Below are 25,763 nucleotides of genomic sequence, written 5' to 3' on the forward strand. Positions count from 1 at the left end.
GTCTATGCCGCCTGATAGCCGTCATTCGGCTTTCTTCATCGCGGCCCGCAGCGCATCGTTGATGCGGTCCTGCCAGCCCGGCCCGCCAGCCTGGAAAAATGCCAGCACATCGCTATCGATCCTCAGCGAAACAACTTCCCGGGCGTTCGGGATCGCAGGTCGTTCGACGGCGGGTGCTGCGACTTTCTTTGCCGGCTTGAAAAGAGCTTCTGCGGCCTCTTTCGGGTTTGTGGGTCTTCGGGGTGTCGTCGCCATCATCGATTTCCTTTGCGATCGGCTGGTTGTGCCGTCCGACGATGTCGTAACGGTCGAGGCGGGCCGGGCCATGATCCACGGTCTCCCCGCCGGGGGAGATCGTGGGTCCGAGAGCAGGTCTCCAATGGAAATTGCTTCCGGCGTTCCGGATGTCGGCGTGCGGGGAGGGGGCGATTTATCGCGGCCCGAGATGGCTCAAGTCAAACCGCAGCGCTGCGGCAATCCTGCGAAGCCGCGCCTCGTCGACGTCGGTTTCGTTCTCGACCTGTGCGATTTCGGCTGACGTCAAGCCAGTCGTTTCAGCCAGATCGTCTATGCTATAGCCGACATTCTCCCGGGCTTTCTTCAGAATCTGCCCGATGCCGCCGACGTCGGCGGTCTCGATATTCGAACCATTGAATTCACGTATGGATAGCGTCAACGCGCTACTCCTTCCAAAAACCGCGCAACAGGTCGCGCGTTGGGTGTTCAATCACCGTTTGGGAAACTCGGCGGCGAAATCCGCCGAACACTCAATATAGTTAAGCGCGGGCGTCGTGCAAGTTCGACGCCGCCTGACATGGCGGTTCCATGCCATTGGACTGGAACAACGTTTGCGTACATCCGTTTCGTTGTGATGAATAGAGGCGATGGCGATGGAAAACAATCATTCTTCCGATATCGGCGATCTGCACGAGATCATTGACCAGAAAATCACGGCAATCATGCGCGAGATGGAAAACGCGGGATATAATGCAAGGGAAACCGCTCTAGCGATTGTCGATCTCGTCAACGCTGGCTGGCTGGATCGGGACAATGCGCTACGCGAGGCTCGCAATGCCATGCCGGACAACTTCATATCGGACGGCAACGAGGGTTAGGGCATCGGAGGAGAGTTCCATGGCGACGACGTTTCAAATCATCGCGCTCAGTTCGCTCGATCCGGAGGGATGCGATACCCGCGACGAGCCGAAGCTGCTTTATCCCGACGCGTTGAAGACCGCGCAGGAACTGAAGTCGCAAGGCAAGGCATTCCGGGTGTTTGCGGCGGGCGATTATACCGATGAGCAGCATCGGTCGTTTGTGAATCTCGGAGCGGTCTTCGCATCGTGACAAGGTTGAAGGCGACGTCACCGAGGTGACGCCGCCAATGCCAGGCGAGGGTTGAAGACGTTCAAACGGAGATGACACCGTTCTCCTCACCGTCCCAGTATTGCACCCGGTTGCCACGCACATTGATCAGCACGAGGCCGGGGGTATCGATCCCTTCTGGGAACCAGCGCTCCAGATCGGACATCCAATGCCGTTCGAATTGCGCCTTGTCGCGGATGAGGCGGGCCTCGCCTTCGATGGAAATGAAAATGCCAGGCTTGCCGAGAAGGCTCGGCGGCTCCGTAAAGGAAAGCGAGACCTGCGGGTCACGCCCGATGTCTGTAACCTTTCCGGTGTTTTCATATGAGAAGAACCAGGAGTCGCCATCATAATCGACATCGCCGTTGTTGCTCATTGGACGGTTCGAAATCCCCGACCCTCCGAGCGTGGACATCATGCAGAAATCTATTTTCTTCAGCTTGTGGGCGATGTCGGCGAGTGTCAGCGAGGGCATGAACAGGCACCTTCAGAAACAGGGTTGCGGATTCGGCGCGCCGAACCGCTTTGTACGGCCCGCGTCCGTCGAGGGAATGCGCGGGAAACGCAAATGTTCCTGATCGGCGTAAGTCGCCGCTGCCGTCATGCGATTCAGAAACTGTTAGCCATGCTGGTTAAGACGCCGGAACTTGCGAATTCGTGGGAGAGTTGTCGAGCCAGCAGGAGGTGACAGAGATGACCCAGCGGTTTGACGAACTCTACATTCCACGGCGCGAACACCAGCAGATCGTGACCTATTACAAGAAGCTGGTGGTTCACGTCTATCAGAAGTTGCGGGCTTTGCAGGCCGAACGGGAGGACGCCGCACCCGTCGCCCAAGCTGGCAATCCCGAACCGAAGACGCGGACGATTGCCGCGGACGCGCGGCCTGATTGCGGTAACGTCGTCCGCGTCGATTTTCGCCGCCAGCGCCGTTCAGGCCGGTAGGGCGTGGCCTTCCTCCAAGGGCTCGGCGAGCTTGCTTGCGCGCTGGAGGAGAAGGCTTCACGCGACCATGCTCCATCTGCCGCATATCGCTCGAGAGGCGGATGCAGCTATCCGATGAAGCAGACACCTTCGCCCGCCTCTCAGGCAATCGCCATTTCGACGGCGGCCTCGGCATGGATGGCGGTGGTATCGTAAAGCGGAACGGCGCTGTCTTCCGGGCGGACCAGCAGCATGATTTCCGTGCAGCCGAGGATCACCGCCTGCGCGCCGCGTTCGGCAAGCCTGGCGATGACCGCGCGATAGGCCTGACGCGACGCGGGCTCGATCCGGCCCTGCACCAATTCGTCGTAGATCACCCGGTGGACCGTGCGACGGTCTTCCTCCTCGGGAACCAGCACCTCGAGGCCGTGGCGTTCGGCAAGCCGTCCCTTGTAGAAATCCTGCTCCATCGTGAAGGCCGTGCCCAGCAGGCCGACCCGCGTCAGGCCCGCCGCCTTGATGCGTTCGGCGGTCGGATCGGCGATGTGAAGCAGCGGCAGGCCGATCGCCGCCTCGACCTCCTCGGCCATCCGGTGCATGGTGTTGGTGCAGATCAGCACGAAATCCGCGCCGCCGCGCTCCAGCCGCCGGGCGGCCGCGATCATCTCGGCGGTGGCGTCGTCCCAGCGCCCGGCATGTTGCAAAGCCTCGATCTCGCCGAAATCGAACGACCACATCAGGCATTTCGCCGAGCGCAGGCCGCCGAGGCGGTCCCGCACCAGTTCATTGATGATGCGGTAGTATTCGGCCGAACTTTCCCAGCTCATGCCGCCGATCAGGCCGATGATTTTCTGCGCCATGTTTTCTCCTCTCGTCACGCTTGCCTAGCGGATCGCGGCGGACTTGGAAACAGCGCGCGGAGCCGGCACTTGCCGATGAGGCGCGAAAACGCCATATGGGGCCTTAGCATGGGAAATGATCGTCGGATCGATCGGCACGCAGAGAAAAAGAGTGGCACGACGGGCAGGCAGCGCTGATCTACCGCTTCATGGCGGGCGGGTTCCACCCTGGCTCGGCCAGCGGATGACGCGGCTTGGCGCCGTGATCGCCGAGGCGATCGTCCAGCATTACGGCCGCGACGAATTCCTGCGCCGGCTGGCCAGTCCCTTCTGGTTCCAGTCCTTCGGTGCGGTCATGGGCATGGACTGGCATTCCTCCGGCATCACCACCAGCGTCATCGGCGCGCTGAAGCGCGGGCTGGCGCCGCTCACCGGCGAGCTTGGCATCCATGTCTGCGGCGGGCGCGGCAGCCAGTCGCGCAAGACGCCGGACGAGCTGACGGCGGTCGGCGAGCGCGCCGGCATCGACGGGCTGGCGCTTGCGACCACCAGCCGGCTGGTCGCCAAGGTCGACAGCGCCGCGCTGCAGGACGGCTTCGATCTCTACCTGCACGGCTTCATAGTCACCGACGACGGCAAATGGGTCGTGGTGCAGCAGGGGATGAACGGCGACCGCCGCCAGGCGCGGCGATATCACTGGCTGTCGGAAGGCCTGACCAGCTTTCTCGATTCGCCCCATGCCGCGATCGAAGGACGCGACCAGGGCCGGATCGTCAACCTTGCCGATTGCCGCGCCGACGCCTCCCGCAAGGGCCAACTGGATCTCCTGGCAACGCTTGGACCGGACAGAATCGTGCGCGAAGTCTGCGCGCTGGAGAAAGCCGCAGCGCCGCGGGAAGCGGACCCGCAGCCCCTGCTTCCGCATCTCGTCATGCCCGCCCATCACGATGTCCGCGAGACCGATGTCGACATGCGCCGCCTGCATGGCAACATCGCCGCCGCCGCCGAACGCGGCCCCGTCGATTTCGAGAACCTGTTGTTGACGCCGGGCGTCGGCGCAAGGACGGTGAAGGCGCTGGCGATGGTCGCCGAAGTCGTGCATGGCGCTCCCTATCGCTTTTCCGATCCCGCCCGCTTCTCGTTGGCCCATGGCGGCAAGGATCGTCATCCGTTTCCTGTACCGCTCAAGGTCTATGACGAAACCATCGGCGTCATGAAGTCTGCCGTGCGCAAGGGCCGTCTCGGCCGCGACGAGGAATTGCAGGCGCTGAAGCGCCTGGACGACCAGGCCCGCCGGGTCGAACGCTACGTCACCGGCCCCGACCTGAAGGAAATCGTCGCCGGCGAATTCGACCAGTCGCCCCTGCTTGGCGGCCGCAGCGTCTTCGGATGGGAAAAGCAGGGGAAATAGCGGCCGGCCTTCCGGCGCGCTGAAAACGCATCCGTATCACGGCCACAACCAGCTGTTTCCTTCGAAACGCAAATCCACGTTAAAGGGGCTGTTTTTACGTCCGGAAGTGTGATTGAATTTTCACAATAACAATCATCATGCCGGATACCGAAGGCAATTGTGTGAAACGGGGAACTGGAATGAACAGGGAAAAGACCACGATGCGCATTCGTCCGCTGCTCGTCAGCGCTGCTTTCTCGCTGCTGTCCGTCGCGGCGGGCATCGCCCCGGCCTATGCCGGCACCCCGGCCGATACGCTCGTTCAGGCCTGGGCGATCGACGACACGATCACCCTGGATCCCGCCGAATCCTTCGAACTGAGCCCGGCCGAATTCATCGGCAACGGCTACGACATGCTGGTTCGGCTCGACATCGACGACACGACCAAGGTCAAGGGCGGTGTCGCCGATAGCTGGACCGTATCCGACGATGGCCTGACCTATACGTTCAAGCTGAAGCCGGGCATCAAGTTCGCCTCCGGCAACCCGCTGACCGCCGAGGATGTCGCCTGGTCGTTCGAGCGCGTCGTCAAGCTGGACAAGAGCCCGGCCTTCATTCTCACCCAGTTCGGGCTCACCGGCGACAATGTCACCGAGAAGGCCAAGGCGGTGGACGCGGGCACCTTCGTGCTGACCGTCGACAAGGCTTATGCGCCGAGCTTCGTCCTCAACTGCCTCACCGCGACGGTGGGCGCCGTGCTCGACAAGAAGCTGGTGATGGAGCATGCAGAGGCCAAGACGCCGAATGCCGACTATAAATACGATACCGACTTCGGCTATGCGTGGATGAAGACCAATTATGCCGGCTCCGGCCCGTTCAAGATCCGCGACTGGCGCGCCAACGAAATCCTCGCGATGGAGCGCAACGACAATTATTACGGGGAAAAGCCGAAGCTGGCCCGCGTCATCTATCGCCATGTCAAGGAAAGCGCGACCCAGCGGCTGATGCTGGAAGCCGGTGATGTCGATGTCGCCCGCAATCTCGATCCGGGCGATCTCGAAGCGGTGACCAAGAATGCCGATCTCGCCGTCACCAGCGCGCCGAAGGGCACCGTCTATTACATCAGCCTCAACCAGAAGAACGAGAAACTCGCCAAGCCGGAAGTGCGCGAGGCAATGAAATATCTCGTCGATTACGATGCGATCGGCGCGACGCTGATCAAGGGCATCGGCGAGATCCGACAGACCTATCAGGCCAAGGGCGTGCTCGGCGCACTCGATGCCAGCCCCTACAAGTTCGACGTCGCCAAGGCCAAGGAATTGCTTGAAAAGGCCGGCCTGAAGGACGGTTTCTCCGTCACCTTCGACGTGCGCAACACCCAGCCGGTAACCGGCATTGCCGAATCCTTCCAGCAGACCGCCGGCCAGGCCGGCGTCAAGGTCGAGATCATTCCCGGCGATGGCAAGCAGACGCTGACCAAGTATCGCGCCCGCAACCACGATATGTATATCGGCCAGTGGGGCATGGATTACTGGGATCCGAACTCGAATGCGGAAGCCTTCACCTCCAACCCGAACAATGCCGACGACGCCGCGGTCAAGACACTCGCCTGGCGCAATGCCTGGGACATTCCGCAACTAACCGAACAGGTCAAGGCCGCCCTTCTGGAGCGCGACAACGACAAGCGCGCCGACATGTACAAGAAGCTGCAGCAGGAGGCGCTGGATACCAGCCCCTTCGTCATGATCTTCCAGCAGACCGAAGTGGCCGGGATGCGCGGCAGCGTCAAGGGCTACAAGCTGGGGCCGAGCTTCGATTCGAACTTCCTCGCGCCCATTTCCAAGGAATGAGCCGGAAGGACCGGTTCCTTGACCCAGTCTGACCCACGGATGCCGGCAAGGCGCGCCAGGCGGCGCGCCTCTGCGGCCTTGAAATCGATCGCCGGCTTCGTGGTGATCGTCGCCACCACCTATCTCGGGCTTCTCGCCGTCACCTTCTTCATCGGCCGCGTCGTGCCGATCGATCCGGTGCTGGCGATCGTCGGTGACCGTGCGCCCGCGCGGGTCGTCGAGCGCGTGCGGCAGGAAATGGGTTTCGATCTGCCCTATTACCAGCAGTTCATTCTCTATGTGAAAGGCGTGCTGCACGGCGATTTCGGCACCTCGGTGCTCACCACCAATCCGGTGATGACCGATATCCGCCGTGTCTTCCCCGCCACCATGGAACTGGCCACGGTCGGGACGATCATCGGCGCGGCCTTCGGCATTCCGCTCGGCGTTCTCGCTGCTGTCAGGCGCGGCAGCGTCGCCGATCAGGTCGTGCGCATCGTCGGCCTCATCGGTTATTCGGTGCCGATCTTCTGGCTCGGCCTGCTGGCATTGCTGGTGTTTTATGCCCGCCTCGGCTGGGCTTCCGGCCCCGGCCGCATCGACGTGGTCTACGAATATACCTTCACGCCGATCACCGGCTTCTATCTGCTCGACGCGATCCTCGCCCGCGATTGGGCGATCTTTCGCGACGTCTTCTCGCATATCGTTCTGCCGGCATCGCTGCTCGGCTATTTCTCGATGGCCTATATCAGCCGCATGACGCGCTCCTTCATGCTGAACGAACTCGGCCAGGAATACATCGTCGCGGCCCGCGCCAAGGGATTGTCGGAAACCCGCATCATCTGGGGCCATGCGCTGCGCAATGCGGCGGTGCCGCTGGTGACGGTGATCGCGCTCGCTTATGCCGGCCTGCTGGAGGGCTCGGTGCTGACCGAAACCGTCTTCGCCTGGCCGGGACTCGGCCTCTACATCACCAATTCGCTGCAGAATGCCGACATGAACGCTGTGCTCGGCGGCACCGTGGTCATCGGTTCCGTCTTCATCGCCATCAACCTGTTGTCCGACGTGCTTTACCGCATGCTCGATCCACGCACGAGGGCAAGATGAGCGAGACCGCCATGACCCGCCGCGAATGGCTTTTGACCGATCGGCCGCAATCGCGCCTGCAGGCCCGGCTCGGCCGCGCCTATGTCGCCTGGGGGCGGTTCGCCGCCAACCGTCTCGCCCTGCTCGGCATGCTGATCATCATCGGGCTGGTGGCGCTCGCCATCTTCGCGCCGCTGCTGGCGCCGGCCTCGCCCTATGTCGGCGATCTCGCCGGGGCGCGCTTGCTGCCGCCGGGGCAGGGGCATTGGCTCGGCACCGACGACCAGGGCCGCGATATCCTGTCGCGGCTCATCTACGGCTCGCGGCTGACGCTGCAGGTGGTGCTTCTGGTCGCCGTCATCGCCGCGCCCATCGGTCTGCTGGTCGGCACCGTCGCCGGCTATGCCGGCGGCTGGGTGGATGCGGTCTTGATGCGCATCACCGATATCTTCCTGGCGTTTCCGAAGCTGGTGCTGGCGCTCGCCTTCGTCGCAGCGCTTGGGCCGGGCATCGGCAATGCCATCATCGCCATCGCCATCACCTCCTGGCCGCCTTACGCCCGCATTGCGCGGGCCGAAACGCTGACGGTGCGCAATTCCGATTATATTTCAGCCGTGCGGCTGATGGGGGCCTCGCCCTTCCGGATCGTGCTGCGCCATATCATGCCGCTTTGCGTTTCCTCGCTGATCGTGCGGGTGACGCTCGACATGGCGGGCATCATCCTGACGGCCGCCGGGCTCGGCTTTCTCGGTCTCGGCGCGCAGCCGCCCCTGCCGGAATGGGGCGCGATGATCGCCTCCGGCCGCCGCTTCATCCTCGATCAATGGTGGGTCGCCGCCATGCCCGGCTTCGCCATCCTCGTCGTCAGCCTCGGCTTCAACCTGCTGGGCGACGGTTTGCGCGATGCGCTCGATCCGCGCGGGAGCGGCCAATGAGCGCGTTGCTGGAGGTCGAGGGGCTCAGCGTTTCCTTCCCCACCCGCACGGGGCTGGTGGAGGCGGTGCGCGGCGTATCCTTCACGCTCGGCCGCGAGCGGCTCGGCATCGTCGGCGAATCGGGCTCCGGCAAGTCGCAGACCGGCCGCGCCATCATGGGCCTGACGCCGGAGCACGGCCGCGTCGACGCCAGGAAACTCGCGTTCAACGGCATCGACCTGCTCAAGGCCTCGAAGACCGAGCGGCGGCGGTTGCGCGGCAAGCGCATCGCCATGATCCTGCAGGATCCGAAATATTCGCTCAATCCGGTGATGACCATCGGCCGCCAGATCGTCGAGACCCTGCGCACGCATGAGCCGCTCGGCCGGGCGCAAGCGCGCCGGCGCGCCCTCGACATGCTCGCCGCCGTGCAGATCCGCGATCCCGAACGGGTCTTCGATCTCTATCCGCACGAAGTCTCGGGCGGCATGGGCCAGCGCGCCATGATCGCCATGATGCTGGTGGCCGGCCCCGAGCTGCTGATCGCCGACGAGCCGACCTCCGCGCTCGACGTGACGGTGCAGCTCGACGTGCTCGGCATTCTGGACCGGCTGGTCGCAGAGCGCGGCATGGGCCTGATCTTCATCTCGCACGACCTCAGGCTCGTCTCCTCCTTCTGCGACCGGGTGATCGTCATGTATGCCGGCCGTATCGTCGAGGAACTGCTGGCCGCGCAACTGGCCCAGGCAAAGCATCCCTATACGCAAGGGCTGCTCGACTGCATGCCGAAGATCGGCGCGGACCGGCACCCGCTCCCCGTGCTCGATCGCAGACCGGAGTGGGCGCTATGATCCCGGCTCTCGCCATCGATGGATTGCGCGTGACCTTCGACGATTACGACGCGCTCAAGGATGTGAGCCTGGCGGTCGCCTCTGGCGAGTCCTTCGGACTGGTCGGCGAATCCGGTTCCGGCAAGTCGACGCTGCTGCGCGCGGTCGCCGGGCTGGCGCCGGTGTCTGGCGGCACGATTTCGGTGAACGGCAAGGCGCTCAGCGAAAAACGCGACAAGGCCTTCTACCGTCAGGTGCAGATGGTGTTCCAGGATCCCTACGGCTCGCTGCATCCGCGCCAGACGGTCGACCGGCTGCTTTTGGAACCGCTCGCCATTCATGGTTTCGACGATACCGAGGCCCGCATCGTGCGGGCGCTGGACGAGGTCGGTCTCGGCGCCGGCTTCCGCTTCCGCTATTCGCACCAGCTTTCCGGCGGCCAGCGCCAGCGCGTGGCGATTGCCCGCGCCCTGATCCTCGAACCTTCGATCCTGCTGCTCGACGAGCCGACCTCGGCGCTTGACGCCTCTGTGCAGGCCGAGGTGCTGAACCTGCTCGAGCAGGTGCGCGCCGCGCGCGACCTCACCTTCGTCATGGTCAGCCACGATCTCGCCGTCGTCACCCATATGTGCGACCGGCTGATGATCATGCAGCACGGGCAGGAAGTCGAGCAACTTGCCGCCGCCGACCTTGCGGCGCGCAAGGTCGCCAAGGATTATACCCGCGGCCTGCTTGCCGCCAGCGAAGGCTTCAAGCCCGCTGCGGCCCATTCACGCTGACCTGCTTTTAGTCATGCGTCGCGAGAAAGGTTTCGATTGCGTCCGCCCCGAGCGGCGTGCTGATCAGGTACCCCTGAATGCGGTCGCATCCCAGTTCGCGCAGCCATTGTGCCTGGGCAGGCGTCTCGACGCCTTCCGCCGTCACCTGCATGTCCAGGTCGTGAGCGAGGACGATGATCGAGCGGACGATGGCCTGGCTCTTCGCGTTGGTTTCCAGATCCGAGACGAAATATTTGTCGATCTTGATCGTATCGAAGGGGAAATTCTTCAGGTAGCTCAATGATGAATACTGGGTTCCGAAATCGTCCAGCGAAATCCGGATGCCGAGGACGTTCAGCGTGTTCAGCGTATCGAGATTGTTCACGGTCCGCTCGAGGAGAACGCCTTCGGTGATTTCCAGTTCCAGCCGTTCGGCTGGCAGGCCGACCTCGTCAAGCGTCTGTGAAATGCGGTCGGTCAATCCGTTCGAGAGGAATTCGGCCGGGGAGACGTTGACCGCGACGGTAAAATCCGCCGGCCAGTTGAGCGCTTCCCTGCAGGCGCGCTCCAGAACCCAGGAGCCGATCTCCGGCATCAATCCGTCGCTCTCGGCCATCGGAATGAAGGTGGACGGCGGGATGGCCCCCATGAGCGGATGATCCCAGCGCAGCAGCGCCTCGAAGCCGACCACCCGTGACTCCGCCACGATCGGCTGGTATGCGATGGAAAACTGCTGCTTCTCCAGCGCCATGCGCAAGCTTCGACGCAGCAGCTCCCGCTGCTCGATGATTCGCAGCATGTGGGGATCGAACGTGCTCGTGCGTCCTCTGCCATCGGTCTTTGCCGCATAGAGCGCGACGTCCGATGCCTTCATCAGGGTTTCCGGGTCCCTGCCGTCCTCTGGCGCGAAGGATATGCCCACGCTCAACCCGACGAATACGGCGATACCGTCCAGCGAGAACGGCTCCTTGAAGGCGAGAACCAGCTTCTCGCCAAGTTCGCGCCCCCGCGCGGGATGACCGTGTCCGCGCGAAATAATCGCGAACTCGTCGCCGGCAAGCCGATAGGCGCGGTCCTTGTCCGTCAAGCAGCTTTTGATGCGATCGGCGGCAAGCTCGAGCAGCTTGTCGCCGACGGGATGACCGAGCGTGTCGTTGACCGGTTTGAAATCGTCGAGATCCAGTTGCATCAACGAAATCACGTCGCCACTGCCTTCGAGGCCTTGCAGGGCATCGGAAAGGTCGCTGCCGAACTGCCGGCGATTGGGCAGCCCGGTCAGCGGATCATGCGTCGCCAGGTGCAACAGGGTCGTGCGTTCGTCATGGTCCGACATGCGGTGCGCCTGCACCACGCCAAGCAGGTCGCCGATCGCAAACACGGTGAGATCGCGCACATGCCCGTCGCCGAGGTCGTGCAGGAGGCGCAGCGGTTCGGGATCGCTCGCCTGCATGTAGTCGAGAAGAACGGTCCTATCCAGGTAAGGATGCACCTGTTCGAGGAATATGTCGGGATCGGGAGCGGATGCGCCGGCGATGGTCGACGGGGGTGTGACCAGTTTGAAATTGCGGTCGAAAACGAAAAGCCGGTTCGAGCCCCTCTCGGTCGGCGTGGCCAGCTGTCCGGAAGCCGGCCAATTGGTTCGAGGTTCTCTCATGGGTCACGGCCTCGGTTGGTGGCTGCCAGCCTGAAGGAAGATCTCCGACATGCACGCTTCAAGGTGATCAGAGAGTATCAAGTGTTTAGTACCGGCCCTTTAAAAATATGGAAACGGCATCGCTAAAACACATGCTATTCAGAAATATGGCAATTTGGCCGTTGGTCCATACACAATTACCGACCCGGCCACCAACCCTCGGACGGAAGTCCCAAATCCAGTATGACGGCCTTGCCGCCATTGGTCTATTCGATCGATCCTTCCCGCATGTCCTGTTCCCGGATCGGAAGTGCGTTCATTTGGGAAACCGCTTCCCGCCGCCCGCCGTCGACACTGAAGGCCAGGGGCCGGCGTGGCGTCTCGTTCACGGCTAGTTCGAAGATGTCGGGCCGGGCATAATGGCCCGCGACGTCGAGATCGTATTTGCCGCGGATCGTATCGCAAAGATCGATTTCGGCCGTGATGATCGCCTCCTTCCCGTAGACGGGGCCGGCCAGAACATCGCCCATCGGGCCGACGATGACGCTGCCGCCGCGAATGAGCACCGTCGAAGGATCATTGCCCTGAAGCCCGTCATAGTCCTCTGGCGCATCGGCCCGGGTGAGATACTGGCAGGCGCTCAGCACGAATGTCCGGCCTTCATAGGCGATGTGGCGCATGGAGGATTGCCACATGTCGCGTTCGTCCACGGTCGGCGCGCACCAGAGATTGATGCCCTTGCCGTACAGGGTCTGTCGCAGGGCCGGAATGTAGTTTTCCCAGCAGATGGCGGCGCCGATGCGGCCGACGGGCGTATCGAGAACCGGAAGGGTGGAGCCATCGCCCTGGCCCCATACGAGGCGTTCGCTGGCTGTCGGCATCACCTTGCGATGCTTGGCCAGAAGCGAGCCGTCCGGTGCGAAGAACAGCGCGGTGCAATACAGGGTCGCGCCGTCGCGCTCGATGACGCCGACCACCAGATAGGCCTTCATCATCGCGGCGAAGGAGCCGATCCGCCCGGTTTCGGGACCGGGAACCTCGATGGCCGATTTCCAATAACGCAGGAAATCGTCGCGGCCTTCTGGCGTGCGGATGCCGACGCGCGTTCCGAAATCCAGCCCCTTGGGATAGCCGCCGATATAGGCTTCGGGAAAGACCACCAGGTCGATCGCCTGCTCGGCCGCCGCTTCGCAATGCGCCGCCATTCGCTCCAGGGTGCGCGGCGTGTCGAACAGGCTCGATCCGGCCTGGATCACGCCCACATGATGCTTTGTCATAGTGACTCCTCCGTTGTCCGGCCATCTTGACGCCGCGAGCATCATTCATCAAATTGAATGATTGAATGCAGAAAATCGATCTGAAAGATATTGCACGCCTCGATTTCAATCTGGCGGTCACCTTTGTCGCGATCTGGCGCGAACGAAGCGTTTCCTTGGCGGCGCAGCGGCTGTCGCTCAGCCAGTCGGCGGTCAGTTCCGCGCTGGCGCGTCTGCGCGAGATCGCCGGCGACCCGCTGTTCGTACGCATGCAGGGAAGGATGCAGCCGACACCGCGCGCCGAGCGCATCGCGGAGGAGATCGAGACCGGCCTCGCCCTCCTGAAGGATGCCTTCCTGGCGGTGCCGGGCTTCGAGGCAGCAACCAGCAATCGCCGGTTCACGCTGGGCATGTCGGACGATTTCGAAGTCGCATTCGGCCCGGAGATTGCGCGACGGATGGCAGGCGAAGCGCCGGGCGCATCCATCGGCATTCGCCAGAGCAATCGCCAGACGGCTGGCGCCATGCTCGAGAGTGGCGAGATCGACCTGGCGATCGTCGCCTCCTGGCCGGCGCGTTCGGTGCTGCTCCATGAGGATGTGGCGGAAAGCGGTTATGCCTGCCTGCTGGATGCGGACGCCTGCGGCGTCACCGGCCCGCTGACGTTCGAAAAATATCTCGATCTGCCGCATGTTCTCGTCTCTTTTTCCGGGCGGGAGGGCATTGTCGACGAGGTGTTGCGGGCAAATGGTCTTGCTCGGCACGTTCAGACGGCGCTCACGCATTTCTCCGCGCTGCCGGCCTTTCTCGTCGGCAGGCGTGCCATCGCCACGCTTCCGGCCCATGCCGCGATACGGATCGCGCAGTATGCCTCCCTGAAACTAACCCCGCCGCCCCTCGATCTCGGGCGATATGCCATTTCGATGGCATGGCGTTCCAATCATGACGCCGATCCCGCCAATCGCTGGCTGCGCGCGATCGTAAGAGAGGTGATTCAAGGCATTTTACCGCCGTGATAAGCGGGACCGCGTCCGGCGCTACCCGGACGAAAAGGCTTGAGCATGGAGAATGGTCGCAGCAGTGGTTTCATTTCCTGAGATTATGCAGGGCATTTTACATATCTATTTGCGAAATGCATGGTGCCGCCGACATAGTCTTCCCGAAGGCCGCACCGCTCGGGTGGTGGGGCCGTAAAACAAGGGGAACGATCATGTTGAAGACCATCCTTTCCTACGCCGTGGCCGCAGGCCTTGCCTTTTCTGCGATTGCCCTGCCGATCTCCGCGAGTGCGGACGATCTCGACACCGTCAAGGCGGCGGGCGAATTCAAGTTCGCCAACAGCGGCGCCTATCCGCCCTTCAGCTTCGTCGACGACAGCAACCAGGTCGTGGGCTTCGATGTCGATATCGGCAACGAGATCGCCAGGCGTCTCGGCGTGAAGGGTGCGGGCGTCTCGACCGCCTGGGACGGCATTATCGCCGGCCTGCTGGCCGGCAAATACGATTCCATCATCGGAAGCATGACCATCACGCCGGAGCGTGAAAAGGCTGTCGATTTCGTCGGTCCCTACTACAAGTCCGGTCGTGGTATTTTCGTCACCGAGGGCTCTCCGATCAAGTCGATCGACGATCTCAAGGACAAGACCATCGGCGTGACGCTCGGCGAAACCCACGAGAAATGGGCGCGCGAACGCGGCGGCTGGGACATCCGCACCTACAAGGGCCTGCCGGAACTCTTCCTCGAACTGAAGGCCGGCCGCATCCAGGCGATGGTCGTCGACGCCGTTCCGGTGGCGATCGCCGTCAAGGAGACCGGCGAGAAGGTCGTCAAGCTCGACGTGCCGGAATTCGCCGGCAGCGAGGACAAGATCGGCATCGCCATCCGCAAGGGCAATCCGGCGTTGAAGGCCGCCATGCAGAAGGCGCTGGACGAAATGATGGCCGACGGCACCTATGAGGCCATCGCCATGAAGTGGGTCGGTTCGGATATCCGCTGATCTCTCCCTGCCTTGCAAAGGGCCGGTCCGGCAGGTTTCTGCCGGCCGCCTGATCGATCGCCGGGGATCCGGGAATGGATATCGCTCTCATCGGCCGCATTTTTCCAGTCTTCGTCCAGGCGGCCTGGACGACCGTCGAACTTTCGCTGCTGTCGCTCGCCATCGGGCTTGCCATGGCCGCGCTTGTCGCGACGCTCCGCCTGTCGCATGTCACGGCGTTGCGCTTCATCGGCGCGGCCTATGTCAGCGTCTTCAGGGGCACGCCCGCGCTCATCCAGATCTTCTTGCTCTATTTCGGCGGGCCGCAGATCGGCATCCAGCTCGAGCCTTTCGCGGCAGGCGCCATCGCGCTCGGGCTGAACATCGCGGCCTATATGGCGGAATCGATCCGCGGCGGGGTGCGTTCGGTCGATCGCGGGCAGATGGAGGCGGCGCGCTCGCTCGGTTTCGGCGAAGGGCAATCCCTGCGCTGGATCGTGCTGCCGCAGGCGGCCAAGCTGATGATCCGCCCGCTCGGCGTCAATGCCGTGGCGCTGGTCAAGGGCACGGCGCTCGTGGCCACCATTTCGGTGGTGGAACTGACCTATACGGCGCAACGCTTCATCGGCTCTACCTACAAACCCTTCGAGATCTTCGCGGTGACGGCGGTTCTGTACATGATCATGGTTTACGGGCTGACCGTCGTCATCGACCGTCTCGACCGCGCCTATGCAGGGGAAGCGTGAGGATGCAGGGTCTCGATTTCAGCATCGTCCCGGAATATTGGCCGCTGATCGGCAAGGGCCTGTGGTGGACCGTCGTCATCTCGGCCACCTCGGCCGTGCTCAGCGTCGTCGCCGGCATCGGTTTTGCTCTGCTGGTGCTCTATGCCCCGCCGGTGCTGCGCTATCCGGTTCGTGCCTTCATGTGGCTGTTCATGGGCACGCCTCTGCTTCTGCAACTCTTCCTCATCTATTTCGGCCTCGTGCAGGTCGGCATCGACATTCCCGCGCTCTGGTCGGGGATCATCGGCCTCAGCCTGCATTTCGCCGTCTACAATGCCGACATTTTTCGCGCCGGCATTGCCTCCCTGGACAAGGGGCAGACGGAGGCGGCGCGCTCGCTCGGCTTCGGGGCCTGGCGAACGCGGGTCTACATCCTCGTGCCGCAGGCGCTGCGCAATACGGTGCCGGCCATCGGCAACATGATGATCGCGCTGTTGAAGGAATCCTCGATCGTCTCGATGATCGGCATTGCCGAACTGGTGCATAGCGCCCAGCTCGTCATCAGCGAGACCTACCGGCCCTTCGAATTCTACCTGACGGCGGCCGCCCTGTATTACGTTCTCAATCTCGTCCTCGAAGCGATCCTCAGGGGGATCGAACGGAAAGTGGAGCTTTCGCGATGAACGATATCCGTCCGATGATCGAGGTGCGCGGCGTCCAAAAATTCTTCGGGCCGCTGGAGGTGCTGAAAGGCATCGATTTCAGCGTGGCGCGCGGTCAGATCGTTGCCGTCATCGGCCCCAGCGGTTCCGGCAAGAGCACGCTGCTGCGCTCGCTCAACCATCTGGAAACGCTTGATGGCGGCGAAGTCTGGCTCGACGGCGTCAAGGTCAACCAGACGCTCGGCCGCCGCGCCTTCGAGCGCCACATCAATGGCGTACGCCAGCAGATGGGCATGGTGTTCCAGCATTTTAACCTTTTTCCGCATCTGAGCGTCTCGGAAAACATCACCATCGCCCCGATCAGGCTGAAGGGCATGTCCAGGGCCGAAGCGCGGGCGCTCGCCCTGAAAATGCTCGACAAGGTGGGCCTCGCCGACAAGATCGACGCCGTTCCGGCGCGGCTCTCGGGCGGCCAGAAGCAGCGCGTGGCGATTGCCCGGGCGCTCGCCATGCAGCCCAAGGTCATGCTGTTCGACGAGGCGACCTCGGCGCTCGATCCGGAGCTGGTGGACGAGGTCAACCTGGTCATGAAGCAGCTTGCCGGCGAACACATGACCATGGTCATCGTCACCCATGAGATGCGGTTCGCCGCCGAAGTCGCCGACCGGGTGATCTTCATGGCGGATGGCGCCGTCGTGGAAGAGGGCAGCCCGGCCGAACTCTTCCGCAATCCGAAACAGGAGCGCACCCGCAGCTTCCTGAAGAAATTCCTCAACGGCTAGACTGTCTCCGGCCGCCGCACTTTGTCTTTCTCCAATGGACCGATCATGAGCCAGCAACCGACTGCACCCGGCGAACGCCCGGCATCCCATCTCTTCTACCAGTCCCGCATGCGCCGGCCGCTCGCCGACCGTGCCGAGGGCATCTACATCTGGGACGAACATGGCCGCAAGGTCATCGACGGCTCCAGCGGGGCGATGGTCGTCAATATCGGCCATTCCAACCGCAACGTGCTCGACGCCATGAAGCGGCAGATGGACAAGGCGACCTTCGCCTATCGCCTGCATTTCGAAAACCAGCCGGCGGAAGATCTGGCGCGCCGCCTTGCCGGCCACATGCCGGAAGGGCTCGACCGGGTGTTCTTCGTCTCCGGCGGCTCGGAGGCGGTGGAATCCTGCCTGAAGCTCGCCCGGCAATGGGCGCTCGCCACCGATCAGCCGCGGCGCTGGAAAGTCATTTCGCGCTTTCCCTCCTATCACGGCTCGACGCTCGGCGCGCTCGCCGTCACCGGATACGATGCGCTGAAAAAGCCCTTCCTGCCGATGCTGCGCGACATGCCGCACATCAAGGCCCCGACCGCCTATCTCGACCGCGACAATTTTTCGATGGAGGAACGCGGGCTTCGCTATGCCGACATGCTGGAGGAAAAAATCCTGGCCGAGGGGCCGGAAAGCGTGCTCGCCTTCATCATGGAGCCGATCGGCGGCGCGTCCACCGGTGCGCTCGTCGCGCCTGACAGCTATTATCCGCGCATCCGCGAGATCTGCGACAGATACGGCATCCTGCTGATCCATGACGAGGTGATGAGCGGGGCGGGCCGCACCGGGCGCTATCTCGGCGGCGACCACTGGAATTGCCGGCCGGATATTATTGCGCTCTCCAAGGGGCTGGGCGCCGGCTATTGCCCGCTCGGCGCGATGATCGCCCATTCGAAGCTGGTGAAACCCGTGCTCGATCGCGGCGGCTTCGCCCATGGCTATACCTATGCCGGCAATCCGCTCGCCTGCGCCGCCGGCCTTGCCGTGCTCGACGAGATCGAGCGGCAGGATCTGCTCGGCAACGCCACCCGCATCGGCGCTCTCATGAAGGCGGAACTGGAGGGACTTGCCGAACGCTACCCCTTCATCGGCGACGTGCGCGGCAAGGGCCTGCTGCTCGCCGCCGAATTCGTCGCCGACCGCGAAACCATGGCGCCGTTGCCGAAGGCGCTCGAGGCGCACCAGCGCGTCGTCGACATCGCCTATGAGCGCGGCTTGATCATCTATTCGCGGCGCACGCGCGGCGGCGTCGAGGGCGATCATTTCCTCGTCTGCCCGCCGATGATCACCACGCAAGAACAGGTCGGTGAGATCGTGGCGATCCTCGACGCGACGCTCGACCAGCTTGCCGGCGAGCTTTCGCTGCCGGTGCGCAAATAGGAGCCGGCGATGAAATCGAAAAAGGTCATCATCACCTGCGCGGTGACGGGCTCGGTGCATACGCCCTCCATGTCGCCGCACCTGCCCTACAGGCCCGAGGATATCGCCGCCGAGGCCATCGCGGCGGCGGAGGCCGGGGCCTCGATCCTGCACTTGCACGCCCGCGATCCCGACGACGGCCGGCCCACGGCCGACCCGAAGGTGTTCATGCGTTTCCTGCCGGTCATCAAGCAGGCCTGCGATGCGGTCATCAATATCACCACCGGCGGCTCTTCGGTCATGACGCTGGAGGACCGGCTGGCGGCGGCGCTGGCGGCCGAACCGGAAATGTGTTCGCTCAACATGGGCTCGATGAATTTCGGTCTGTTCCCGATGCTCGACCGGCCGCGCGACTGGCAGCACACCTGGGAGCCCGAACTGCTGGAGGCGACGCGCGGCACGATCTTCCGCAACACCTTTGCCGATATCGAGGCGATCCTGACGCGCCTCGGCGAAGGCTGCGGCACGCGTTTCGAGTTCGAATGCTACGATGTCGGGCATCTCTATACGCTCGCCCATTTTCGCGATCGCGGGCTCATTCCCGGCACGCCTTTCCTGCAATTCGTCTTCGGCGTGCTCGGCGGCATCGGCGCCGATCCGGAAAATCTCGTCCATATGAAACGCATTGCCGACAAGCTGTTTGGCGACGATTATCGGTTTTCGGTGCTCGCCGCCGGGCGGGCGCAGATGCCGATGATATCAATGGCCGCGACCATGGGCGGCAGCGTCCGCGTCGGGCTGGAGGACAGCCTTTTCGATGGCCGCACGCTTGCCGCCTCCAACGCCGATCAGGTGCGGCGCATCCGCGTTATCCTTGAAGGGCTTTCGCTGGAGGTGGCGACGCCGGAGGAGGCGCGCGCCATGCTCGGCCTCAAGGGCGGCGACCGTGTCGCATTCTGAAGAGGGAAAACCATGAAGACCTATTTTGCCGAAGAACAGAAGCGTCACGATCCGAGCTTCTTCCTGTCGAGCGGCGCGCCGAGGCCGAACCCGGAGCAGCCGGAACGCGTCGAGCGCCTGTTGGCCGGCGCACGGGCGGCGGGCATGGAGATCGTCCGTCCCAGGGATCATGGACTGGCCCCGGTCTCCGCCGTGCATACGCCGGAATATCTGGATTTCCTGAGCCGCATCCATGAGCGCTGGCAGCATATCGACGGCGCCTCGGCCGAGGTGATCCCCAACATCCATCCTATCGCCCGCAACGGCAGCTACCCGGCCTCCGCCGTCGGACAGGCCGGCTATCACATGGCCGATACCTCCTGCCCGATTTCCGAGCATACATTCGAAAGCGCCCGCTGGAGCGCATCCACCGCCGTTTCCGCCGCCGAGGCCGTGATGGCAGGCGAAAAATGGTCCTATGCCCTCTGCCGTCCGCCGGGGCACCATGCCTTCGGCGATGTCGCCGGCGGCTTCTGCTTCTTCAACAATTCCGGCATCGCCGCCCAGCACTTGCTGGGGCAGGCGAAGCGGGTGGCCATCCTTGATGTCGACCTGCATCACGGCAACGGCACGCAAGGCATGTTCTACGCGCGCGCCGACGTGCTGACGGTCTCGATCCATGCCGATCCCGTGCGCTTCTACCCCTTCTTCTGGGGATATGCCGACGAACGCGGGGAAGGGCTCGGCCTCGGCTACAATCTCAATCTGCCGCTGGCGCGCAAATCCGGCGACGAGGTCTATCTGGAAGCGCTCGGCGCCGCCATCCGCAGGGTGGAGGCGTTCTCGCCGGATGCGCTCGTGGTGGCGCTCGGCCTCGATGCCTTCGAAAAGGATCCCTTTGGCGGCCTTTCGGTCTCGACTCCTGGTTTTGCGCGTATCGCCGAGGCCATCGGCCGGCTCCGCCTGCCGACGGTCATCGTGCAGGAGGGCGGCTATCTCTGCGAAGAACTCGGCGACAACCTGACATCCTTCCTCAACGGTTTTGGCGCGAAAATGCTCTAGCCGGGATAGGTTCGCTGTTCGAACGGGATCGTGTCGATCGCCTTGCGCAGTTCGGTGAGCAGGATCGTTTCGGCGCGGTTGCGGCGGGCGGCGCGGTCATAGACGAGATGGACGTCGATGACAGGCGGATCGTGGTAGGGCGGCAGGCGCCAGAGGCGGCCGGCGCGCACGTCCTCCTCCACCACATGGATCGGCAGCGGCCCGAAACCGAAGCCGGCGATGATCAGCCGCTTGACCTCCTCCAGATGCGAGGAGGTGCCGACCGTCTGGCCTTCGAAACCCTGCTGCTGGCGCAGCAGTGCGACCGGCCAGAGCGCGCCGGACATCTGGTCCGTCTTGAAGGAGACGTAGGGTTCCTGCCGCAAAGCCTGCAACGGCAGGTCCGCCACGCCGAACAGCGGATGGCGCGCGCCGCAGAAATAGCCGAAACTTTCCCGGTAGAGCAGATCGTATTCGAGCTTCGGATGCCGCTCCTGCATCAGGCAGACGCCGAAACCGGCATCGCGGTTGAGCACCGCCGCCATCACCTCCTGGCTGGAGGCGACGGACAGCGACAGCGTCACCTGCGGAAAATTCGTGTGGAAACCGGCCAGCACCTCGTCGAGGAACGGGCAGACGACATGGCTGGCAAGCGCGATCTCGATATGGCCGGTGAGATCGCCGGGCTGCTCCTCCATGTGCTGTGGCAGGCCGGAGACGATCTCGAACAGCGCGACGCATTCGTTGAACAGCCGCTGCCCGGCCGGCGTGACCGCGAAATGCGACGCGTTGCGCTCGATGAGCCGGCAATCCATATGGATTTCCAGCCGCTTCAGCGCATTGCTGACGGTCGGCTGTTTCAACGACAATTTTTCGCCCGCCGCCGTCAGCCCGCGCTCCTGCACGATGACCATGAAGGTTCTCAGCAGGTTCCAGTCGATTTCCCAGACGAAACGGCGTCTTTGGCGTGCCATCCGCATCATTCCCCAAATTCATGCTTCGGGTCGCCACTATTGCACAGAGCGTGTCGTCCTTTAAGCTCTCGACCGGACAAAGGAGATTCGTCGTGGAATTGCTGACCTATCAGGGTGTCGTCTATCCAGCTCAATGCGATGCGATGGGACACATGAACGTGCAATATTATATCGCCGCCTTCGATCAGGCATCCTGGCATCTCGTGGCGGCGGCCGGCTATTGCCCGTCCTGGATCGAGGAGCGCCGCGAAGGCTGGGCGGACCGCCGGTATGAAATCGACTTCCGCAGGGAATTGCCGGTCGGCAGCCTGTTCGAAATCCGCAGCGGCATCGTCAGGATCGGCAACACCTCGCTCACGGCCCGTCATCGCCTCACCAGCAAGGCCGATGGCGGCCTCTGCGCCGAACTGCTCGCGGTGACCGTCTATTTCGATCTTGCAGCGCGGCAATCGCGAGCCTTGCCGGAGGCGATCCTGCGTGGCGCGGCCGAGCACATGATCTGATCCGGGATCAGCACGAGGGCAGCGACACGCCATGCTTTTGCGCGTCACGGCGCTTTCGGCGTCAGGCGCAGGAGGCGGCCGGGGTTGGCGTCTTCGACGAGCCAGACCGCACCGTCGGGAGCGATCGCGACATCGCGGATGCGGGCGCCCATTTTCCAGCGCTCGGCCTCGTCGGGTCGGCCGTTCGCATCGAAGCCTATGCGAACGAGCGCGCGAGCCGCGAGGCCGCCGATCAAGGCCGAGCCACGCCATTGCGCAAACATCGGGCCTTCATAGAAGGCAAGGCCGGCCGGGGCGATGACCGGTGTCCAGTAGACGGCCGGGGCGGCGAATTCCGGCCGCGTGTCATGATCGGGGATCGGCGCGCCGCTATATTCGTCGCCGTTGGAAACGAGCGGCCAGCCATAATTCCGGCCCGGTTCGATCAGGTTCAGTTCGTCGCCGCCGCGCGGCCCCATTTCATGCAGCCAGAGGCGGCCATCGGGGGCGAAGGCGAGGCCGTAGGGGTTGCGATGGCCGGCCGTCCATGTCTCGGCCCTGATGCCGCCTTCGGCGGCGTGCGGATTGTCCGATGGCGTGCCGCCGTCGAGCGTGAGCCTCAGCAGCTTGCCGCGGGCCTGATCGGGATCCTGCGCGCTCGCGGGCCGCATGCGATCGCCGACCGTGAGAAACAGATGTTTTCCCTGTGCGTCGAACGCGATGATGCCGCCCGGTTGCCCGCCGCCGCCGCCCGGCCTTTGCCGCCAGATCACCTCGGTATCGGCAAGCGACGCATTGCCGCCGTCCTCCCGCAGCCTGGCGCGCGACAGCACCAGACGGCCGCCGCCGGCCGGCTCGACAGAGGTGAAATAGATGGTCGAGCTGGTGGAAAAATCCGGTGCGACGGCGATGTCGAGCATGCCGTTCTGGCCGGAAGCGGCGACCTCGGGCACCTTGGCGAGTTTCACCTTGCGTCCATCCTGTCCGACGAGGAAGATCCGGCCGGGCTTTTCGGTGACGAGCATCCGGCCGTCCGGCAGGAACGCGATGGCCCAGGGCGTATCGAACCTAGCGATAGCCTCTACGGCGAAAGGCGTTTTGGCGCTCGCCGGTCGCTTGCCGGCATTGATGCTTTGCGCCTGCGCGGCGCCATGGGCAATGAGCGCCGATATCAGCGCCGTGAATAACAGTCCTGCTTTGCGTCGAGCCATGATGCCTCCGGTATGAGGCCGATTTCCGAATGCCGCGCTGATGCGGCTCATCGGCCGGTTATCGACAATATAGGGGAGGCGGCGGCCATGGTCAGGTGGCAATTCCCCGGCCTTGCCATTGCATTGGCGGGCGCCGTTCCTATCTGATGCGGCTGAACCCGGATGGAGCGCACGCCGATGGCGGGACCGATCACGCATAGTTTGTTCGACGATACGGTTGAAATCCTGCCGCCGGAGAGGGCCGCAGGACGAGGCGGCGGCAAGATGGCTTGCCTGTGCTGTCAGCGCGAGCGACAATCGATGGACGATGACGGCTGCGGCATCTGCGACGATTGCCTCCGGCCGTAGCGCTAAAGGAGCCTCCGCCATGCCTGTCCGCAGCGCCGGCCTGATGATCTATCGCTGGATGGCGGGTGAGCCGCAGCTTCTGCTTGTCCATCCGGGCGGTCCCTTCTGGGCTAGGAAGGATGAAGCGGCGTGGTCGATCCCCAAGGGTCTCGTCGATGGCGGGGAGGATGAATTTTCGGCGGCATTGCGCGAAACGCAGGAGGAAATCGGCATCGTCATCCAGGGCGCCTTTTCACCCTTGGGCGAATTCCGCCAGCCGGGCGGCAAGATCATCGCCGTCTGGTCTGTGAAAGCCGATCCCTCCGTGACCGTCGACAGGATCAAAAGCAACGAATTCGAGATGGAGTGGCCACCCGGATCGGGACGGCGTCAGACATATCCCGAGGTCGACAGGGCGGCATGGTTCACCATCGCGCAAGCCGCGATCAAGATGCACAAAGGGCAGCGGCCGATGCTGACCGCCCTGAAGGCGCAACTTGATGCGGAAGAACCGGAATGATCGCGCCGAGGGCGGTCATGCGCCGTATTTCGAGATCGGAAGTGACGAGCAGTTTCGAAACGGGTGCCCGCCTCGGGCCCTTGCGGCGCCGGATCTAGCCATTTGTTTTGACGCATTTCCGACCGCAAAACCGCTTCGCACTTTTGCTGGAAATGCTTCTAGAGCGCGGCGGTGATGCCGCCGTCGACGTACAGAATATGGCCGTTGACGAAAGACGACGCATGGGAGGCGAGGAAGATGCAGGCGCCGGTCAGTTCTTCGACTTTGCCCCAGCGGCCGGCGGGGGTGCGTTTTTCGAGCCAGGCGGAAAAATTCTCGTCGGCGACGAGCGCGGCGTTCAGCGGCGTGGCGAAGTAGCCGGGGGCGATGGCGTTGCATTGCAGGCCGTATTTCGCCCAGTCGGCGGCCATGCCTTTGGTGAGGTTGCCGACGGCGCCCTTGGTCGCGGTGTAGGGCGCGATGCCGGGGCGGGCAAGCGCGGTCTGGACGCTGGCGATGTTGACGATCTTGCCGGCGCCGCGCCTGATCATATGGCGTGCGACGGCCTGGCCGACATTGAAGACGCTGGAAATATTGGCCTTCAGCAGGTTTTCGAAGGCGTCGGCGGGAAAGTCTTCGAGCGGCGCGCGGTGCTGGATGCCGGCGTTGTTGACGAGGATGTCGATCGCGCCGGTTTCGGCTTCGAAGCGATCGACCGTCTGGCGGACGGCCTGGTGATCGGTGGCGTCGAAGGCGAGGATATGCGCACCGGCAAGGTCCCGGGCGGCGGCCTCCAGCCTGGTTTCGTCGCGGCCGTTGAGGATGACCTCGGCGCCGGCTTCGGCCAGACCGCGCGCCAGGGCCAGGCCGATGCCCTGCGAGGAGCCGGTGACGAGAGCGCGCTTGCCGGTGAGGTCGAACAATCGGATGCTCATAATTCCTCTGCGGGAGTGTGTCGGGGAAATGCTCTAGCCAAGCTTCACGCCATTGGTGGTAAGATGGACGGCGTAGAGGGATGTGGTGGCGGTGATGAACAGGCGGTTGCGTTTTTCGCCGCCGAAGGTGAGGTTGGAGACCAGTTCCGGCAGGCGGATCTTGCCGATCAGCGTGCCGTCGGGGTCGTAGCAATGCACGCCGTCGCCGGCGCTGGTCCAGATGCGGCCGGCGCGGTCGATGCGGAAGCCGTCGAACAGGCCTTGCGTGCAGACGGCGAAGACGCCGCGATCTTCCAGCCTGTTGCCGTCACGGACGGCGAAGCGGCGGATGTGGCGCGGACCGTCGTCGCGATGCGAGCCGCCGGTGTCGGCGATGTAGAGCAGGCTTTCGTCGGGAGAGAAGGCGAGGCCGTTCGGCTTGTCGAAATCGGTGGCGACGGCGATGGTTTCGCCGGTCGCCGGATCGTGACGATAAACGTGGCAGCCGCCGATTTCCTGCTCTGCGTAATCGCCTTCGTAATCCGAGAGAATGCCGTAGGGCGGATCGGTAAACCACACGGTTCCGTCCGACTTGACGACGACATCGTTGGGCGAATTCAGCCGCCTGCCGTCGAAACTGTCCGCCAGAACGGAAATGGAGCCGTCGAAGTCGGTGCGGGTGACACGTCGGGTGAGGTGCTCGCAGGTCACCAGCCGTCCCTGGTTGTCGACGGTATTGCCGTTGGCGTTGTTCGAAGGCTGGCGGAAGACGGAGACGGCGCCATTGGTGTCGTCATGGCGCAACATGCGGTTGTTGGGGATATCGGAGAAGACGAGGTAGCGGCCGGGCGCGAACCAGGCGGGGCCTTCCAGCCAGCGGCCGCCCGTCCACAGCCGTTCCACCTTCTCATGGCCGACGAAACAGGCCTTGAACCGCGGATCGAGGGTCTCGAAGCCGGTGCCTTCCACATGTCCGATCACGCTTGCCTCCTCACGCAAGGGCGGCGCGAAGC

30 protein-coding genes are annotated in these 25,763 nt (G+C 63.5%); 20 read left to right on the top strand and 10 right to left on the bottom strand.

The genetic code is table 11. From position 1 onward, the window contains the following. Positions 1 to 21: 21 nt before the first annotated feature. Together P7F60_RS16835 and P7F60_RS16840 are read right to left on the bottom strand one after the other, a co-directional pair. Positions 22 to 255, bottom strand: a complete 234-nt coding sequence (locus tag P7F60_RS16835) for a BrnA antitoxin family protein (RefSeq protein WP_277919187.1) — start codon at positions 253 to 255, stop codon at positions 22 to 24. Positions 256 to 430: 175 nt separating this feature from the next. Then, a complete protein-coding gene (locus P7F60_RS16840) occupies positions 431 to 727 on the bottom strand; it encodes a helix-turn-helix transcriptional regulator (protein WP_277918904.1) in 297 nt (98 codons plus the stop codon). A 163-nt stretch (positions 728 to 890) separates the two neighbouring features. On the opposite strand from P7F60_RS16840, the gene P7F60_RS16845 reads away from it, so the two are divergent. Together P7F60_RS16845 and P7F60_RS16850 are read left to right on the top strand one after the other, a co-directional pair. Then, complete coding sequence (locus tag P7F60_RS16845; protein ID WP_277918905.1) at positions 891 to 1,115, top strand: hypothetical protein; 225 nt, start codon at positions 891 to 893, stop codon at positions 1,113 to 1,115. Between the two features lie 19 nt (positions 1,116 to 1,134). Next, the gene (locus P7F60_RS16850) at positions 1,135 to 1,347 is read left to right on the top strand and encodes a hypothetical protein (RefSeq protein ID WP_277918906.1); all 213 of its coding nucleotides are present in this window, start codon (positions 1,135 to 1,137) and stop codon (positions 1,345 to 1,347) included. Between the two features lie 61 nt (positions 1,348 to 1,408). Here P7F60_RS16850 and P7F60_RS16855 read toward each other — a convergent pair whose 3' ends face one another. Further along, the gene (locus P7F60_RS16855; RefSeq protein WP_277918907.1) at positions 1,409 to 1,840 is read right to left on the bottom strand and encodes a pyridoxamine 5'-phosphate oxidase family protein; all 432 of its coding nucleotides are present in this window, start codon (positions 1,838 to 1,840) and stop codon (positions 1,409 to 1,411) included. 218 nt (positions 1,841 to 2,058) lie between these two features. Here P7F60_RS16855 and P7F60_RS16860 point away from each other — a divergent pair, with 218 nt between their 5' ends. Next, positions 2,059 to 2,310 carry a hypothetical protein gene (locus tag P7F60_RS16860; protein ID WP_277918908.1) on the top strand — a complete coding sequence of 84 codons (252 nt, stop codon included), beginning with the start codon at positions 2,059 to 2,061 and terminating at the stop codon, positions 2,308 to 2,310. 140 nt (positions 2,311 to 2,450) lie between these two features. Here the strand turns inward: P7F60_RS16860 and P7F60_RS16865 are convergent, their stop codons facing one another. Next, positions 2,451 to 3,149 carry an aspartate/glutamate racemase family protein gene (locus P7F60_RS16865; protein WP_277918909.1) on the bottom strand — a complete coding sequence of 233 codons (699 nt, stop codon included), beginning with the start codon at positions 3,147 to 3,149 and terminating at the stop codon, positions 2,451 to 2,453. 151 nt (positions 3,150 to 3,300) lie between these two features. Between P7F60_RS16865 and P7F60_RS16870 the strand changes: the two genes are divergently transcribed. From P7F60_RS16870 to P7F60_RS16895, 6 genes are all read left to right on the top strand, one after another. Further along, positions 3,301 to 4,539 (top strand): DUF763 domain-containing protein, encoded by a 1,239-nt coding sequence (locus P7F60_RS16870; protein ID WP_277918910.1) that lies wholly within the window; start codon positions 3,301 to 3,303, stop codon positions 4,537 to 4,539. A 179-nt stretch (positions 4,540 to 4,718) separates the two neighbouring features. Beyond that, positions 4,719 to 6,368 (top strand): ABC transporter substrate-binding protein, encoded by a 1,650-nt coding sequence (locus P7F60_RS16875; RefSeq protein WP_277918911.1) that lies wholly within the window; start codon positions 4,719 to 4,721, stop codon positions 6,366 to 6,368. A 39-nt stretch (positions 6,369 to 6,407) separates the two neighbouring features. Next, positions 6,408 to 7,454 (top strand): ABC transporter permease, encoded by a 1,047-nt coding sequence (locus P7F60_RS16880; protein WP_277919188.1) that lies wholly within the window; start codon positions 6,408 to 6,410, stop codon positions 7,452 to 7,454. Then, the gene (gene nikC / locus P7F60_RS16885; RefSeq protein ID WP_277918912.1) at positions 7,451 to 8,368 is read left to right on the top strand and encodes a nickel transporter permease; all 918 of its coding nucleotides are present in this window, start codon (positions 7,451 to 7,453) and stop codon (positions 8,366 to 8,368) included. Before P7F60_RS16880 ends, nikC begins: the two co-directional genes overlap by 4 nt. After that, positions 8,365 to 9,198 carry an ABC transporter ATP-binding protein gene (locus P7F60_RS16890; RefSeq protein WP_277918913.1) on the top strand — a complete coding sequence of 278 codons (834 nt, stop codon included), beginning with the start codon at positions 8,365 to 8,367 and terminating at the stop codon, positions 9,196 to 9,198. The genes nikC and P7F60_RS16890 overlap by 4 nt, the downstream gene beginning before the upstream one ends. Beyond that, positions 9,195 to 9,956 (top strand): ABC transporter ATP-binding protein, encoded by a 762-nt coding sequence (locus P7F60_RS16895; RefSeq protein WP_277918914.1) that lies wholly within the window; start codon positions 9,195 to 9,197, stop codon positions 9,954 to 9,956. The genes P7F60_RS16890 and P7F60_RS16895 overlap by 4 nt, the downstream gene beginning before the upstream one ends. Positions 9,957 to 9,963: 7 nt before the next feature. Here the strand turns inward: P7F60_RS16895 and P7F60_RS16900 are convergent, their stop codons facing one another. After that, positions 9,964 to 11,589: an EAL domain-containing protein gene (locus P7F60_RS16900; protein ID WP_277918915.1), complete on the bottom strand. Its 1,626-nt coding sequence runs from the start codon at positions 11,587 to 11,589 to the stop codon at positions 9,964 to 9,966. 245 nt (positions 11,590 to 11,834) lie between these two features. Next, positions 11,835 to 12,845, bottom strand: coding sequence for a carbon-nitrogen hydrolase family protein (locus P7F60_RS16905; RefSeq protein ID WP_277918916.1), 1,011 nt, complete (start codon positions 12,843 to 12,845; stop codon positions 11,835 to 11,837). A gap of 65 nt (positions 12,846 to 12,910) precedes the next feature. On the opposite strand from P7F60_RS16905, the gene P7F60_RS16910 reads away from it, so the two are divergent. The 8 genes from P7F60_RS16910 (at position 12,911) to P7F60_RS16945 (ending at position 20,364) form a co-directional block, all read left to right on the top strand. After that, a complete protein-coding gene (locus P7F60_RS16910; protein WP_277918917.1) occupies positions 12,911 to 13,840 on the top strand; it encodes a LysR family transcriptional regulator in 930 nt (309 codons plus the stop codon). 197 nt (positions 13,841 to 14,037) lie between these two features. Further along, a complete protein-coding gene (locus tag P7F60_RS16915; protein WP_277919189.1) occupies positions 14,038 to 14,820 on the top strand; it encodes an ABC transporter substrate-binding protein in 783 nt (260 codons plus the stop codon). 74 nt (positions 14,821 to 14,894) lie between these two features. After that, positions 14,895 to 15,545: an amino acid ABC transporter permease gene (locus P7F60_RS16920; RefSeq protein WP_277918918.1), complete on the top strand. Its 651-nt coding sequence runs from the start codon at positions 14,895 to 14,897 to the stop codon at positions 15,543 to 15,545. Between the two features lie 2 nt (positions 15,546 to 15,547). Next, the gene (locus P7F60_RS16925) at positions 15,548 to 16,207 is read left to right on the top strand and encodes an amino acid ABC transporter permease (protein ID WP_277918919.1); all 660 of its coding nucleotides are present in this window, start codon (positions 15,548 to 15,550) and stop codon (positions 16,205 to 16,207) included. Continuing rightward, positions 16,204 to 16,968: an amino acid ABC transporter ATP-binding protein gene (locus P7F60_RS16930; protein WP_277918920.1), complete on the top strand. Its 765-nt coding sequence runs from the start codon at positions 16,204 to 16,206 to the stop codon at positions 16,966 to 16,968. The genes P7F60_RS16925 and P7F60_RS16930 overlap by 4 nt, the downstream gene beginning before the upstream one ends. Positions 16,969 to 17,013: 45 nt before the next feature. Then, positions 17,014 to 18,384, top strand: coding sequence for an aspartate aminotransferase family protein (locus P7F60_RS16935; protein WP_277918921.1), 1,371 nt, complete (start codon positions 17,014 to 17,016; stop codon positions 18,382 to 18,384). A 9-nt stretch (positions 18,385 to 18,393) separates the two neighbouring features. Beyond that, entirely contained in the window at positions 18,394 to 19,323 is a 930-nt protein-coding gene (locus tag P7F60_RS16940) for a 3-keto-5-aminohexanoate cleavage protein (RefSeq protein ID WP_277918922.1), read from the top strand. A 12-nt stretch (positions 19,324 to 19,335) separates the two neighbouring features. Next, on the top strand, positions 19,336 to 20,364 hold the full coding sequence (locus tag P7F60_RS16945) for a histone deacetylase family protein (RefSeq protein WP_277918923.1): 1,029 nt from the start codon (positions 19,336 to 19,338) through the stop codon (positions 20,362 to 20,364). Here the strand turns inward: P7F60_RS16945 and P7F60_RS16950 are convergent. Then, the gene (locus P7F60_RS16950) at positions 20,361 to 21,317 is read right to left on the bottom strand and encodes a LysR family transcriptional regulator (protein WP_277918924.1); all 957 of its coding nucleotides are present in this window, start codon (positions 21,315 to 21,317) and stop codon (positions 20,361 to 20,363) included. The two genes, P7F60_RS16945 and P7F60_RS16950, sit on opposite strands and share 4 nt — an antisense overlap. Positions 21,318 to 21,409: 92 nt before the next feature. Between P7F60_RS16950 and P7F60_RS16955 the strand changes: the two genes are divergently transcribed. Beyond that, positions 21,410 to 21,820 (top strand): acyl-CoA thioesterase, encoded by a 411-nt coding sequence (locus P7F60_RS16955; protein WP_277918925.1) that lies wholly within the window; start codon positions 21,410 to 21,412, stop codon positions 21,818 to 21,820. 44 nt (positions 21,821 to 21,864) lie between these two features. Here the strand turns inward: P7F60_RS16955 and P7F60_RS16960 are convergent, their stop codons facing one another. Continuing rightward, a complete protein-coding gene (locus tag P7F60_RS16960; RefSeq protein ID WP_277918926.1) occupies positions 21,865 to 23,010 on the bottom strand; it encodes a PQQ-dependent sugar dehydrogenase in 1,146 nt (381 codons plus the stop codon). A gap of 177 nt (positions 23,011 to 23,187) precedes the next feature. On the opposite strand from P7F60_RS16960, the gene P7F60_RS16965 reads away from it, so the two are divergent. Then, positions 23,188 to 23,358, top strand: a complete 171-nt coding sequence (locus P7F60_RS16965; RefSeq protein WP_277918927.1) for a hypothetical protein — start codon at positions 23,188 to 23,190, stop codon at positions 23,356 to 23,358. 19 nt (positions 23,359 to 23,377) lie between these two features. Further along, on the top strand, positions 23,378 to 23,857 hold the full coding sequence (locus P7F60_RS16970; protein ID WP_277918928.1) for an NUDIX domain-containing protein: 480 nt from the start codon (positions 23,378 to 23,380) through the stop codon (positions 23,855 to 23,857). 158 nt (positions 23,858 to 24,015) lie between these two features. On the opposite strand, the gene P7F60_RS16975 is transcribed toward P7F60_RS16970, so the two are convergent. Further along, entirely contained in the window at positions 24,016 to 24,771 is a 756-nt protein-coding gene (locus P7F60_RS16975) for an SDR family oxidoreductase (RefSeq protein WP_277918929.1), read from the bottom strand. Between the two features lie 33 nt (positions 24,772 to 24,804). Continuing rightward, a complete protein-coding gene (locus tag P7F60_RS16980; protein WP_277918930.1) occupies positions 24,805 to 25,731 on the bottom strand; it encodes an SMP-30/gluconolactonase/LRE family protein in 927 nt (308 codons plus the stop codon). Positions 25,732 to 25,763: the final 32 nt, after the last annotated feature.

The sequence above is a fragment of the Rhizobium sp. YJ-22 genome (assembly GCF_029601685.1).
Taxonomy (GTDB): Bacteria; Pseudomonadota; Alphaproteobacteria; order Rhizobiales; family Rhizobiaceae; genus Metarhizobium.